Here is a 14,287-nt window from a genome sequence, read left to right as displayed (position 1 = left end):
CCGTTGTGAAGTCCGTGACGGCTGGCCTCGATGAATGTACTTGCTCACGCGCTGCTGGCGGGCTCTGACACGGGCTTGCGACTGGGCGGTCTGCTCGGCGATTTCGTGCACGGCGCGCCCGACCCTGAGCTTCCGGAGTCGGTGCGTCTGGGGATTCAGCTTCACCGTGCCATCGACAGCTTCACGGATCAGCACGACGAGGTCCGCGCGGCGAGGACGCTGATTCCACCGCCATTTCGCCGCTATGCGGGCATCCTGCTGGACGTGTGGTTCGATTATTGTCTGGCGCGCGATTTCGCCCGCTGGTCCGACGAACCGCTGGACGCTTTCTCAGCGAGGTTCCGCGCTGACCTGCATGCGGCTGATTTTCCGCTGCCGCCGTCGCTGCTGCGCTTTCTTTCTTATATGGACGGCAACGACCTGCCGGCAGGCTATATGCGTGCAGAGGTGGTGGAGCGTGCCTTGCAGGGATTGTCGCGCCGGCTGACCCGGGCCAACCCTGTAGGCGAGTCGATGCCACTGCTTGTGGCAAACGACGATGCACTGCGACAGCATTTCGGGGTTTTCTTCCCGCAGCTCAAGGCGTTTGCGGGAAGCTGGAAGGCCAGCCATGCGGCCGGCCTGTAGGGCTTCAGGGCATCACTTTGCCTGATCGACCATCCACTTGACGGTGTTTTCGACCTGCTCATCCGTCAGGGACGGGTTACCGCCCTTGGCCGGCATGTGGTTGCCGTCCGGGCCGGTGTAGCCCTCGATGGCGTGCTTGATCAGCGTGGCCGTACCTTCGGCAATGCGCGTGCCCCACTGGCCCTTGTCGCCAAGCTTGGGCGCTCCGGCCACGCCAGCGGTGTGGCAGCTGTGGCACAGGTTGTCGTAAATGGTCTTGCCGTCGGTGCTGCCGCCGTAAGCGACCTGTGCGGCGGCGGCCTTGGCAGCGGCTTCCTGGGCGGCAGCCATGGCGGCGCGGCCCGTATCACCGGCATAAACCCCGCCTACTGGCGCGATGCGCGCGGTCTGGGCACGGGTCTGGGTGGGGTCCTGTTCTTTGGGGATGCCCGAATAGATGGAGTAAGCGATGACCATCAGGACAAGGGCCAATACGCTGAGTCCAAGCGTAAGCCACGAAAATTGACGCACGAAGTTCTGATCTGATTTGCTCGGGGAACCGCTCACGCTGTACTCCAGTCAGATGGGTATGCCCTCGGGCCGATCCCGGCACAAGGCTTGCCTTTTCAACCACGCGAAAGCCCCTGGCCCCCACGTGCCGCACCACAGGGGCGCGACAGGACCTCAATCATAGCGGAACCATCCGTCACATTTCCTCTCTAAACTCCCGCTCATACGGGGGCGTCAAAGTAGGGGTTTTCGGCTATCCATGTCGTCAGTCATGGGTACCCCCTGTCAACCGGCATTGTTCAATCCCGTTCCGGTACACCTAGTATTGGCGCCGTGGATCACCCGATCCATTGTTTCGACAGAGGGTTGCAGCCCTCATGCGCATGGCGCGGCGGCCGGAGCAGGTGCTCCAGGCCTCAATCATTCGGAGAGTGTTTCATGTCGCGTTTTTGGAAGATCGCGCTGTTTGTCCTTGTCCTGGTCGCTGTAGGTGCCGTAGCGGCTCACTTCCTTCTGGGAAAGAAGGGCGGTGCAGCACATGGTGGCGCTCAGGGACAGTCGCAGGACAAGAGCGAGCAGGGCGGTGATGGCAAGGACAAGGACCAGCCGCCCGTGCCCGTCACGGTGGTGCCTGTGGTTTCCCAGGATGTGCCGGTTTACCTCACGGCGCTGGGTACGGTTCAGGCCCTGAACACCGTCACGGTGCGCTCGCAGGTGGGCGGTCAGCTGATGAAGCTGAATTTCAAGGAAGGCCAGGAGGTCAAGAAGGGCGACGTGATCGCCGAGATTGACCCGCGCACCATCCAGTCGCAGTACGACCAGTCGGTGGCAAAACTGCGCCAGGACCAGGCCGCTGCGGCCACGGCGAAGAACAACCTCGACCGTTCGGTGAACCTCGTCAGCAAGGGCGGACAGCAGTACGTCTCCCAGCAGGACCTGGACAACCTGAAGAACACGCTCAGCCAGGCTGAAGCGACGGTCGCGGCGGACAACGCTGCCATCCGCGCATCGCAGGTGCAGCTTGGCTTCACCAAGGTCATCGCACCGATTGATGGCCTGGCAGGCATCCGCTCGGTCGACGTGGGCAACATTGTCGCCACGACCGACGCCATCGTGACGCTGACCCAGCTGCATCCGGTCTACGTCATGTTCTATCTGCCCGAGAAGAACCTGGACATGGTCCGTTCGTCGATGGGTACGCCGGGTGGTGCGGCCGGTTCGCTGGAAGTGATGGCGCTGGATCGCATCGACAGCCACGTGGTTTCCACCGGCGCACTGGATGTGATCGACAACACGATCGACACCAGCACCGGTACGTTCCGCCTGCGCTCGGTGTTCCAGAATCCGAAGACCGAGCTGTGGCCGGGTCAGTTCGTGAACGTGCAGCTGAAGGTGCGCACGGTCAGCAACGGTCTGGTGATTCCGGCTCAGGCTGTGCAGCGTGGTCCCGATGGCGACTACGTGTACCTCGTGCAGGGCGACAACACCGTCAAGATGCAGGCTGTGGATGTGGCCAGCGAAGTGGGTGACAGCCACGTGCTGATCGCCAAGGGCCTGAAGATCGACGAGAAGGTGGTCACGGAAGGTCAGTTCCGCCTGAAGCCGGGCAGCAAGATCCAGCCGCTGGCGCCGGGTCAGGTGCCTGCCGCGCCGACGGCGGATGAGCTTTCCAAGGCCAAGGGTCAGGGCAAGGGACAGGGCGGCGGTCGCCGCGGCTGATCGAAAGACGGGCCGGCCCATACCGGGACCGGCCCAGCGGGCCGACAGCACCACAACCAGGAACGTCACGTGGGTTTTTCGACACTCTTCATTCGCCGGCCGATTGCCACGTCACTGTTGATGGTGGCGGTGCTTCTGCTCGGCATCCTCGGTTACCGCCAGCTGCCGGTGTCGGCGCTGCCGGAAATCGACGCGCCCAGCCTCGTGGTCAGCACGCAGTATCCGGGCGCCAGCGCCACGACGATGGCGGCGCTGGTCACCACGCCGCTCGAGCGCAACTTCGGCCAGATTTCCGGCCTGACGATGATGAGCTCCGACTCGTCTGCCGGGCTGTCCACCATCGTGCTGCAGTTCGCGATGGACCGGGACATCGACATCGCCGCGCAGGACGTGCAGGCAGCCATCAATCAGGCCCGCGGCACGCTGCCCAACAACCTGCCGTATCCGCCGGTATACAACCGCGTGAACCCGGCCGACGCGCCGATCATGACGCTGATGCTCACGTCCGACAGCCTGCCGCTGCGTGACGTGAACAACTATGCGGACTCGATCCTGGCGCAGAAGCTGGCGCAGGTGCAGGGCGTGGGCCTGGTGTCCATCGCGGGCAACGTGCGTCCGGCTGTGCGCATTCAGGTCAATCCCGCGCAGCTGGCCAATCTTGGCCTCACGATGGAAGACGTGCGCAGCTCGCTCACCGAGGCGAACGTCAATGCGCCCAAGGGCACGCTGAACGGCAAGACGCAGTCCTACAGCATCGGCACCAACGATCAGCTGTCCACGGCGGCTGAGTACAAGAACACCATCATCAGCTACGCCAACGGTGCGCCTGTGCGCCTGTCGGATGTGGCCAACGTGGTGGATGGCGTGGAGAACGACCAGCTGGCCGCCTGGGCCAACGGCAAGCCTGCCGTGCTGCTGGATATCCGTCGTCAGCCCGGTGCCAACATCGTGCAGACGGTGGAGCACATCCGCCAGACCATCCCCGACCTGCAGAAAGTGCTGCCGGCGGACGTCCATCTGAAAGTGTTCGCCGACCGCACCATCACCATCCGCGCGTCGGTGGAAGATGTGCAGTTCACGCTGATCCTCACGGTCTGCCTCGTGGTGGCGGTGATCTTCGTGTTCCTGCGCCGCCTGTGGGCCACGGTCATTCCGTCGGTGGCGGTGCCGCTCTCGCTGATGGGCACGTTCGGCGTCATGTCGTTTGCCGGCATGTCGCTGGACAACCTCTCCCTGATGGCGCTGGCGGTCGCAACCGGCTTCGTCGTCGACGATGCGATCGTGATGATCGAGAACATCGTCCGCTATATCGAACAGGGCCACGACGGCAAGACAGCCGCAGAAATCGGCGCGAAGGAAATCGGCTTCACCGTCGTGTCGCTGACGGTCTCGCTGATCGCCGTGTTCCTGCCGTTGCTGCTGATGCCCGGCGTTACCGGTCGCCTGTTCCACGAGTTCGCATGGGTGCTGACCATCGCGGTCGCCATCTCCATGCTGGTGTCGCTGACGCTCACGCCGATGATGTGCGCGTACCTGCTGAAAGCCGACGAACTGCCCGATGCGGAAGATGCGCACGAGCACGCGTCGGCCTCGGGCAAGCACACCTGGTGGTCGCGCATCGTTGAAGGTTATGGCAGCAGTCTGGACTGGGTGCTGGATCACCGTCCGCTGACGATGATGGTTGCCGCGTTCTCGGTGGCGCTCACCGTCGTGCTGTACATGGTGATCCCGAAGGGTCTTCTGCCTGAGCAGGACACCGGTCTCATCACGGCCGTGGTGCAGGCTGACCAGAACGTCGCCTTCCCGCAAATGGAACAGCGCACGAAGGCCGTGGCGGATGCCTTGCAGAAAGACCCGGCCGTGGCGGGTGTCGCCGCCTTCATCGGCGCGGGCTCGGTCAATCCCACGCTGAATCAGGGTCAGCTGTCGCTGGTGCTGAAGGAGCGCAGCGAGCGCGACGGTCTGGAAGAAGTGGTGGCACGCCTGCAGAAGGCCGCCGCTGGCATTCCCGGTGTGGCGCTGTATCTGAAGCCCGTGCAGGACGTCACGCTGGACAGCCAGGTGTCGGCCACGGAATACCAGTACTCGCTGTCGGACGTGAATGCTACGGAGCTTTCCGGCTACGCGAACCAGATGACCCAGGCGCTGCGCAAGCGTCCGGAGCTGGCCGACGTGGACAACAACCTGGCCGATCAGGGTCAGGCGCTGAAGCTCACCATCGACCGTGACACGGCCAGCCGTCTTGGCGTGCCGGTGCAGACCATCGACGACACGCTGTACGACGCGTTCGGTCAGCGCCAGATTTCAACGATCTTCACCCAGCTCAATCAGTACCGCGTGGTGCTGGAAGTGGGTCCGGAATTCCGCACCAGCTCCGATCTGCTGAACAAGCTGACCGTCCGCGGCAACGGCAACGGTGCCCTCACGGGCAGCAACGCCACCAGCTTCGGCCAGCTGGCGTCCAGCAACTCGGCGACGCCCTCGGGCATTGGCAACACCGGCAACGTCGGTTTCCAGGTTGGTAGCGGTGGCACCATTCCCATTGCATCGCTGGCCAGCTCCAAGGTCACCAATGCGCCGCTGGTCGTCACCCACCTGCAGCAGCTTCCCGCTGTGACCATCTCGTTCAACCTGGCGCCGGGCTATTCGCTGTCGGCGGCAGTGGATGCGATTGCCGAGGTGGAGAAGCAGCTGAACTTCCCGCCGCAGGTCCGTGGCCAGTTCATCGGCAAGGCTGCCGAGTTCTCTTCCTCGGTGGGCGACGAAGTGCTTCTGCTGCTTGCCGCCATCGTGGTCATCTACATCGTGCTGGGCGTGCTGTACGAGAGCTACATCCATCCGATCACCATCATCTCCACCCTGCCGCCCGCGGGCGTGGGCGCACTGCTCGCACTGCTGATGTGCGGCATGAGCCTCTCGGTGGACGGCATCGTCGGTATCGTGTTGCTGATCGGCATCGTGAAGAAAAACGCGATCATGATGATCGACTTCGCCATCGAGGCGAAGCGCACCGGCATGAACGCGCACGATGCCATCCGTCGCGCCTGCCTGCTGCGCTTCCGTCCCATCATGATGACCACGGCAGCCGCACTGCTCGGCGCGCTTCCGCTGGCACTTGGCACCGGTATCGGTTCGGAGTTGCGCAAGCCGCTGGGTGTGTCCATCGTTGGCGGTCTGCTGTTGTCGCAGCTGGTCACGCTGTACACCACGCCGGTGATCTATCTGTACATGGAACGCTTCTCTGACTGGTTGCAGGTGCGCAAGGAACGTCGCGCTCTGGCTCAGGCAACCCCGGGAACCGCCAACTGATGGCGTTACCGGGAAGGTTCCCGATCCACCTCATCTTTCGCCGGACGGTCACCCGCCCGGCGAAACCTTTTTGCGGGAGTGACGTTATTGTTGCGATGACGTCAGCATCTTCCGATTCGACACATCGACTCCACCGCGCATGAATATTTCCGGCCCGTTCATCCGCCGACCGATCGGCACGTCGTTGCTTGCCATCGGCATTTTCGTTTGCGGCATGATCTGCTACTTCATGCTGGGCGTGGCTGCGCTTCCGAACATCCAGTTTCCGGCGATCTTCGTGCAGGCCCAGCAGTCCGGCGCGGACGCGAGCACCATGGCGTCGACCGTGGCGGCTCCGCTGGAACGCCATCTGGGTCAGGTGCCAGGCATCGACCAGATGCGATCGAACAGTTCCGAGGGCAGCACGTTCGTCCTTCTGTTCTTCCAGAACGGCACCAATCTGGACGCTGCCGCACGTGACGTGCAGGCCGCGATCAACGGTGCGCAGGCGGATCTGCCCAGCGGTTTGCTCAATGCCCCCAGTTACCAGAAGGCCAACCCCAACGACGATCCGGTGATCGTGCTGGCGCTGACCTCCGACACGCAGTCTCCCACCACGCTGTACAACCTGGCCGACTCCATCCTCGCGCAGCGTCTGCGCCAGCAGGAAGGCGTCTCGTCGGTGGATATCGCGGGCAGTGCCACGCCTGCCATCCGTGTGGATGTGAATCTGCGCGCGCTCAATGCGATGGGCCTGTCGCCGGATCAGCTGCGCAACGCGCTGACTGCGGCCAACGTGACCTCGCCGCAGGGCTTCCTTTCCGACGGTCACACGACGATGTCGGTGACCGCCACCGATTCGCTGCACACTGCAGAAGAATTCGGCAAGCTCATCATCGCTAACAAGAACAACGTTCCCATTCGCCTTACCGACGTGGCGAAGGTGTACGACGGTCAGCAGGATGCGTATCAGGCGGCCTGGTTCAACGGTCGTCCCGCGATCCTGATGTACGTGTACAAGAAGTCCGACGCCAACGTGATCGCCACGGTCGACAACATCAAGGCCCAGGTGCCGCAGATGCAGACCTGGTTGCCGGCCGGCGTGAAGCTTTCACCGTTCTTCGATGGCACGCCCACCATCCGTGCGTCGCTGGCGGAAGTGCAGATCACGCTGATGATCAGCCTTGCGATGGTCATCATGACCATGGCGCTGTTCCTTCGCCGCCTGGCGCCCACCGTGATTGCGGGCCTGGCAGTGCCGTTGTCGCTGGCTGGCGCGTTCGTGGTGATGTATGTGCTGGGCTATACGCTGAACAACCTCACGCTGCTCGCGCTGGTGATTGCCATTGGCTTCGTGGTGGACGATGCCATCGTCGTCATCGAGAACGTCATCCGTCACATGGATGAAGGCATACCCCGATTCGAGGCCGCGTTGCTGGGGGCGAAGGAAATCGGTTTCACGATCGTCTCGATCACGGCCTCACTGGTTGCCGTGTTCATTCCGCTGCTGTTCGCCAGCGGCATCACGGGCATGTTCTTCAAGGAATTCACGGTCACGCTGTGCGCGGCCATCGGCGTGTCCGCGCTGGTGTCGCTTACCCTCACGCCCTCGTTGTGTGGCCATTTCCTTTCTGCGCACAAGCATCAGGGCAAGCCGTCGTGGCTGGGTCGCAAGCTGGATGTGTTCCACGAGCGGATGCTGGGTGTCTATCGCACCGCACTGGACTGGACGCTGCGTCACGCTCTGCTGATGGCGCTGACGCCGCTGTTTCTTATCGCGCTGACCTTCGTGCTGGCAGGCATGGTCAAGGCGGGCCTGTTTCCGTTGCAGGACACCGGTCTGATTTCTGCCCGCGCAACCAGCAGCTCCACCGTGTCGTTCGGCGAGATGATGATCCGCCAGGCTCGCGTCACCGACATGTTGCTGGCCGACCCGGCTGTGAAGGCGGTGGGCTCGCGTCTGGGCACCAGCCGTACGGGCTCCAGCGGCAACTTCAACATCGAATTGAAGACACGCGCCGAGGGCCGCGACGAAACCACGTTCGACGCACTGGCGCGCCTGAGTGCCAAGGCCAACAAGTTCCCCGACCTCAATCTGCGCCTTCGCCCGTTGCAGGATCTGCCCACCGGTGGCGGTGGTGGTTCGAGTCAGGGTGCGCAGTATTCCGTGTCGCTGAAGGGCAACGACATCGTTGAATTGCAGGAATGGCTGCCCAGGCTGGTCGATGAGCTGAAGAAAAATCCGATGCTGAAGGATGTCGGCAGCGACATCGACGCGCAGGGCCTTCGTCAGAACATGGTCATCAACCGCGACGATGCGGCGCGTCTGGGTGTGTCCATCGGCGATATCGACGGCGCGCTGTATAACGCGTTCGGTCAGCGCGCTGTGTCCACCATCTATTCGGACATCAATCAGTACCGCGTCATCATCAACTCATTGCCCGGTCTTGCCGCCACGCCTGAAGCGATCAACCAGCTTTACGTGAAGTCCCGTTCCGGTGCGATGGTACCCATCACGGCGGTCGCTCAGCAGAAGCCGGGACTTGCACCCAGCCAGATCGTGCACGAAGACCAGTACACGAGCATGGGCGTCAGCTTCAACCTCGCTCCCAACGTGAGCATGGGCGAGGCGATGCAGGTCATTCAGAAGACCATCAGCAACATGCGCATGCCCGGTGACATCCGCCTGGACGTGGGCAGCGATTTCAAGCGTTTCCAGCAGAGCCAGAGCGACATGCCGCTGCTGATCCTGGCCGCGATCATCACGGTCTACCTGTTGCTGGGCATGCTGTACGAGAGCCTGATTCACCCGGTCACCATCCTGTCCACGCTGCCTGCTGCGGGTGTGGGCGCGCTTGCCGCGCTGCTGATTACGGACACGGAGCTGTCGATCATCGCGATGATCGCGCTGGTGTTGCTCATTGGTATCGTGAAAAAGAACGCGATCATGATGATCGACTTCGCACTGGTGGCGGAGCGCGAGCACGGCAAGACCTCGATGGAAGCCATTCGTGAGGCATGTCTCGTGCGCTTCCGGCCGATCATGATGACCACGATGGTCGCCATTCTCGCGGCGGTGCCGCTGGCGATCGGTCTGGGCGAAGGTTCCGAGTTGCGTCGTCCGCTGGGTATCGCGATGATCGGTGGTCTCATCATCTCCCAGAGCCTCACGCTCCTCAGCACGCCTGCGTTGTACGTGATCTTCGCGTGCCTCAGCGACCGCTGGAAGGCGCGCAAGGCCGCCCGCATCGCCCGTCGCCGGGCGCGCCGCGAGCTTGCGAAAGCCAGCTGAGTCGTGTCCATACGCCGCCGCACTGACGGCGGCGTTCAAAAACCGGCGCGAAACCGCGACAATGAAGGGCTTGCGCGACCGGAACCGGGCGCGGCGCACGCGTGCGCCTTGCGACCAGCCTCTGGCGCCCCCAACACGAGCCGTAACCTGAGAGGTCCCTGACATGTCCAGTACGCCAAAGATCATCTACACCCTGACGGACGAAGCGCCGTTCCTCGCCACGCAGTCGTTGTTGCCCATCGTGGCGGCGTTCACGGCTACCGCGTCCATCGCCGTGGAAACGCGCGACATCTCGCTCGCCGGGCGCATCATTGCCCAGTTCCCGGATCGCCTGAAGGCCGATCAGAAGATCGCCGACGATCTGGCTGAGCTTGGCGAACTGGCCACGACGCCGGAAGCCAACATCATCAAGCTGCCGAACATCAGCGCGTCGGTGCCGCAGCTCAAGGCTGCCATCAAGGAACTTCAGAGCAAGGGCTACGACCTTCCCGACTATCCGGACGAGCCGCGCGACGACGCACAGAAAGACGCCAAGGCACGCTACGACCGCGTGAAGGGCAGTGCCGTCAACCCCGTGCTGCGCGAAGGCAACTCGGATCGCCGCGCACCGCTTTCGGTCAAGAATTACGCCCGCAAGCATCCGCACCGCATGGGTGCGTGGAGTCACGATTCCAAATCGCACGTTGCCCACATGGATGGCGGTGATTTCTACGGCAGCGAGAAGTCCGTACTGGTCGAGCAGGCCGGAAATGTCCGCATCGAATGGTTCGGCAAGGACGGCACGAGCAAGGTTCTGAAGGAAAAGACGGCGATTTCTGCCGGTGAGCTGATCGACGCAGCGGTCATGAACAAGAAGGCACTGTCCGCATTCATTGATGCGCAGATCGCCGATGCGAAGAGCCAGGGCGTACTGTTCTCGCTGCATCTGAAGGCCACGATGATGAAGGTCTCGGACCCCATCATGTTCGGTGTCGTCGTCAACGAGTTCTACAAGGATGCGCTTGGCAAGCACGCCGACGTGCTGCGCCAGGTGGGCTTCGATGCGAATAACGGCATCGGCGACCTGTACTCGCGCATCAAGTCGCTGCCGGCTGACCAGCAGGCAGCCATCGAAGCCGACGTGACCGCGCAATACGCCACGCGCCCCGGCCTGGCGATGGTCAATTCGGACAAGGGCATCACCAACCTCCACGTGCCCAGCGACATCATTGTCGACGCATCCATGCCCGCGATGATTCGTGACTCCGGCAAGATGTGGGACGCCTCCGGCAAGTTGCAGGACACCAAGGCCATCATTCCCGACCGCAGCTATGCGGGCGTGTACCAGGTGGTGATCGAGGACTGCAAGGCGCATGGCGCTTTCGATCCGGCAACCATGGGCAGCGTGCCCAATGTGGGCCTGATGGCGCAGAAGGCGGAAGAATACGGCTCGCACGACAAGACCTTCCAGATCGAAGCCGATGGCCACGTGCGCGTCACCGACAGCGCGGGCAACGTGCTGATGGAGCACGCAGTCGAAGCGGGCGATATCTGGCGCATGTGCCAGACCAAGGACGCGCCGATCCAGGATTGGGTGAAGCTTGCCGTATCCCGTGCACGCCTGAGTTCGACGCCGGCCGTATTCTGGCTGGACCCGGCCCGTGCGCATGATGCGCAGGTCATCACCAAGGTGCAGCGTTACCTGAAGGATCACGACACCACGGGTCTGGACATCCGCGTGATGTCGCCGGTGGAAGCCACGCGCTTCTCGCTGGATCGCATCCGCAAGGGTGAGGACACCATCTCGGTCACCGGCAACGTGCTGCGTGATTACCTCACCGATCTGTTCCCGATCATGGAGCTGGGCACCAGCGCCAAGATGCTGTCGATCGTGCCGCTGATGGCTGGCGGTGGCCTGTTCGAGACCGGTGCAGGTGGTTCGGCCCCCAAGCACGTGCAGCAGTTCGTGGAAGAGAACTACCTGCGCTGGGATTCGCTGGGTGAATTCCTTGCGCTGGCGGCATCGCTTGAGCACTTGGGCAACCGCTACGACAACGCGGGTGCTGCCGTGCTGGCTCGCACGCTGGATCAGGCCAACGGCAAGTTCCTCGACAGCAACAAGTCCCCCGCCCGCAAGGTCGGTGAACTGGATAACCGTGGCAGCCACTTCTATCTGGCGATGTACTGGGCGCAGGCTCTGGCCGCACAGAACGATGATGCTGCTCTGAAGGCGAAGTTCGCTCCGCTGGCACGTGCACTGGAAGAGGGCGAGGCAACGATTCTTGCCGAACTCGTCGGTGTGCAGGGTCACGCCGTGGACATCGGTGGCTATTACCAGCCGGACCTGGCACGGGTCAGCAAGGCCATGCGCCCCAGCGCCACGTTGAATGCGGCACTGGCCATGCTGACCGCGTAAGTCAGTCCGGCCCAGGCCCGCCTGCACCTGTGGGGTGCGGGCGGGCTTTTTCTTGTCGACGCGGATGGACGTCCATTCACTGGCAAGCACCCATCGCGGGCTTGCCAGCGACTTTACGGGGCGCTGGCAGTGTCGAGCTTGCCAATGTCCTGTGCGCTGAGCGCCAGCTTCGCCGCACCAGCAATCTCACGCAGCTGGTCCACCGTCGTTGCACTGGCAATGGGCGCTGCAATGCCCGGGCGCGTCATCAGCCACGCCAGTGCCACCTGCGCCGGCGTCGCCCCATGTGCGTGAGCCACCTCATCCAGCGCATCCAGCACGCGCAGGCCGCGCGCATCCAGATACTTCTTTACCGAGCCGCCGCGCGCCTTGCTCTTGTCCAGATCTGCCTCGGAGCGATACTTGCCACTCAGGAAACCGCTGGCCAGCGAGTAATAGCTGATGACCGACACACCTTCCTTGACGACCAGCGGCTGCAATTCACTTTCGTAACCCGCGCGATCAAGCAGGTTGTATTCCGGCTGCAACGTTTCATAGCGCGGCAGGTGATTTTCGCGACTGATCTTCAGGGCATCGGCAAATCGCGTGGCACTGTAATTGGATGCGCCAAGCACGCGCACCTTGCCCTGTTTCACCAGGTCGGCAAACGCGTTCATCGTCTCCTCCAGCGGCACCTTCGGATCGTCCTCGTGGGCCTGATACAGGTCGATCACGTCGGTTTGCAGGCGACGCAGCGAGTCTTCCACGGCTTCGCGGATGTTGACCGGCGACAGGCCCGGGTAACGGCCCCATTTGGCCACCTTGGTCGCAATCAGTACCTTGTCGCGCTTGCCGGACTTCTTCAGCCACTTGCCGATGATGGTTTCCGACTCGCCGCCTTCGTTGCCGGGCACCCATGCCGAATAGACGTCTGCCGTGTCGATGAGGTTCAGGCCTTCATCGACAAACGCATCCAGAAGCTCAAACGAGCGCTTCTCATCGGCGCTCCAGCCGAATACGTTGCCGCCGAAGGCCAGCGGGGCTGCCTCAAGGGTTGATTGGCCGAGTTTGCGTTTCGTCACGGGGCTCTCCAGACAGATGCGGAAAGCCACCATGATGCCGTGAAGGCGGTAAAGGTGATGTCGCCAACTCAGCAGGCGTGGCGCGGTGCAATGACGCAGTCGCAGGGTGCAAGCGTGCAGGCCTCCGAAGCGGCGCGGACGGGCCGCTCCTTGCGGGCCGTTTTTTCCGGGGCCGGGGCCGGTGTGGCCGGTCGGGCCAGCGACCAGATCAACTCGCGGTTAGTAATGTGTCCGTGCAGGAACGCCAGTCCGGTGAACATCGACGCCATGATCCTCTCCCCGATCACGTCGCAGGACGCTGCGACTTGTTGTGGGGTCAAAGCGTGCGCTTTGGACGGCAGCCGAAAAAGCGATATGTTTGCAATCCTGACTTGAGGGGAATTCACATGTCGCGGATGCCGCTGGCCCTGTTGCAAGGTTTTGTACTGGTGGCGCGCACTGGCAAGCTGTCCAGTGCGGCAGACCAGTTGAATCTGACGGTCAGCGCCCTGAGCCATCAGATCCGCAATCTGGAATCCCGCCTGGGACGCCGCCTCTTCGAGCGCGGGCCGCGCGGCGTGGCGCTGACCATGGAGGGCAACCACCTTCTGGATGCCATCGGTCACCATTTCGACGGCATCGAACAGGCGCTGCACCGGTATGCGGGGCGCCATCAGGATGCGCTGACGGTCAGTGTGCTGCCCTCGGTGGCATCCAGCTGGCTGGTTCCGCGACTGCCGCGGCTGGTGGCGCGCCATCCGGAACTGGAACTGAGCCTGCAATCCACCGCTGCCCTGGTCGATTTCGACCGGGAACCCGTGGATGCTGCGATACGGTACGGCCTGGGGCAGTGGCCGCGCTGCATATCCGAGCGCCTTTTCGGCGAATACATCGTGCCCGTGGCAAGCCCGGCCCTGATCGAACGCATGGGCGGCATGCCGGATACCTCGCTGACTGGCTGGCCCCTGCTGGGCGACCCGTCCGGTCGCTGGACCGGATGGGCGGACAAATTCGGCATGCCACTGCCCAATCGCTACGTGGCGCGCTTCGACAACACTGAAACCCTGCAACGGGCGGCCCTGGAAGGCATGGGCGTGGCCCTCGCGCGCCTGGTGATGGCCCGTTCACTTATCGAGTGCGGGTCGTTGGTCGTGCTGTGTGAAGAGCGCCTGCGGGTGGCTGAAGCCTACTATCTGGTCTACCCCCGCCGTTCGGAATCCCACGCTGGCGTAGCGGCGTTCCGCGATTGGTTGCGGGAGGAAGCGGCATGCCACGAAGCGGGCATCGGCATGCCTCGCGGAGCTTGACACTTGCGCGCCGCAGCACGACAATTCTCGCGCTACCGCGCGGATTTCACGTGCGGCCAGCATCCCGACCTTTCCTTATTCAAGGCATATGGACGTCTACCCTAGTCGACGCGCCGACATCCGCAAGCAT

Annotated in this window: 9 protein-coding genes; 6 read left to right on the top strand and 3 right to left on the bottom strand. The window is 63.0% G+C overall.

Going from position 1 to position 14,287, the window contains the following annotated elements; all coding sequences use genetic code 11:
• The first annotated feature begins 30 nt into the window (after positions 1-30).
• On the top strand, positions 31-627 hold the full coding sequence (locus tag FHW69_RS12675; protein ID WP_183423439.1) for an ACP phosphodiesterase: 597 nt from the start codon (positions 31-33) through the stop codon (positions 625-627).
• A 12-nt stretch (positions 628-639) separates the two neighbouring features.
• On the opposite strand, the gene FHW69_RS12670 is transcribed toward FHW69_RS12675, so the two are convergent.
• Positions 640-1,173: a c-type cytochrome gene (locus FHW69_RS12670; protein WP_343204019.1), complete on the bottom strand. Its 534-nt coding sequence runs from the start codon at positions 1,171-1,173 to the stop codon at positions 640-642.
• Positions 1,174-1,554: 381 nt separating this feature from the next.
• Here FHW69_RS12670 and FHW69_RS12665 point away from each other — a divergent pair, with 381 nt between their 5' ends.
• The 4 genes from FHW69_RS12665 (at position 1,555) to FHW69_RS12650 (ending at position 11,810) form a co-directional block, all read left to right on the top strand.
• Positions 1,555-2,835, top strand: coding sequence for an efflux RND transporter periplasmic adaptor subunit (locus tag FHW69_RS12665; RefSeq protein ID WP_183423438.1), 1,281 nt, complete (start codon positions 1,555-1,557; stop codon positions 2,833-2,835).
• 69 nt (positions 2,836-2,904) lie between these two features.
• Positions 2,905-6,144, top strand: coding sequence for an efflux RND transporter permease subunit (locus FHW69_RS12660; RefSeq protein ID WP_183423437.1), 3,240 nt, complete (start codon positions 2,905-2,907; stop codon positions 6,142-6,144).
• A gap of 139 nt (positions 6,145-6,283) precedes the next feature.
• On the top strand, positions 6,284-9,415 hold the full coding sequence (locus FHW69_RS12655) for an efflux RND transporter permease subunit (protein WP_183423436.1): 3,132 nt from the start codon (positions 6,284-6,286) through the stop codon (positions 9,413-9,415).
• A 163-nt stretch (positions 9,416-9,578) separates the two neighbouring features.
• Complete coding sequence (locus tag FHW69_RS12650; protein ID WP_183423435.1) at positions 9,579-11,810, top strand: NADP-dependent isocitrate dehydrogenase; 2,232 nt, start codon at positions 9,579-9,581, stop codon at positions 11,808-11,810.
• Between the two features lie 113 nt (positions 11,811-11,923).
• On the opposite strand, the gene FHW69_RS12645 is transcribed toward FHW69_RS12650, so the two are convergent.
• Together FHW69_RS12645 and FHW69_RS12640 are read right to left on the bottom strand one after the other, a co-directional pair.
• Positions 11,924-12,871 carry an aldo/keto reductase gene (locus FHW69_RS12645; protein WP_343204018.1) on the bottom strand — a complete coding sequence of 316 codons (948 nt, stop codon included), beginning with the start codon at positions 12,869-12,871 and terminating at the stop codon, positions 11,924-11,926.
• Positions 12,872-12,939: 68 nt separating this feature from the next.
• Positions 12,940-13,140, bottom strand: a complete 201-nt coding sequence (locus tag FHW69_RS12640; protein ID WP_183423433.1) for a hypothetical protein — start codon at positions 13,138-13,140, stop codon at positions 12,940-12,942.
• A 117-nt stretch (positions 13,141-13,257) separates the two neighbouring features.
• Here FHW69_RS12640 and FHW69_RS12635 point away from each other — a divergent pair, with 117 nt between their 5' ends.
• Positions 13,258-14,157, top strand: coding sequence for a LysR substrate-binding domain-containing protein (locus FHW69_RS12635; protein ID WP_183423432.1), 900 nt, complete (start codon positions 13,258-13,260; stop codon positions 14,155-14,157).
• Positions 14,158-14,287 lie beyond the last annotated feature (130 nt).

The sequence above is a fragment of the Luteibacter sp. Sphag1AF genome, from assembly GCF_014192715.1.
Taxonomy (GTDB): Bacteria; Pseudomonadota; Gammaproteobacteria; order Xanthomonadales; family Rhodanobacteraceae; genus Luteibacter.
The sequence above is the reverse complement of the archived record's forward strand: the minus strand, read 5'-3'. Positions and strand labels throughout refer to the sequence as shown.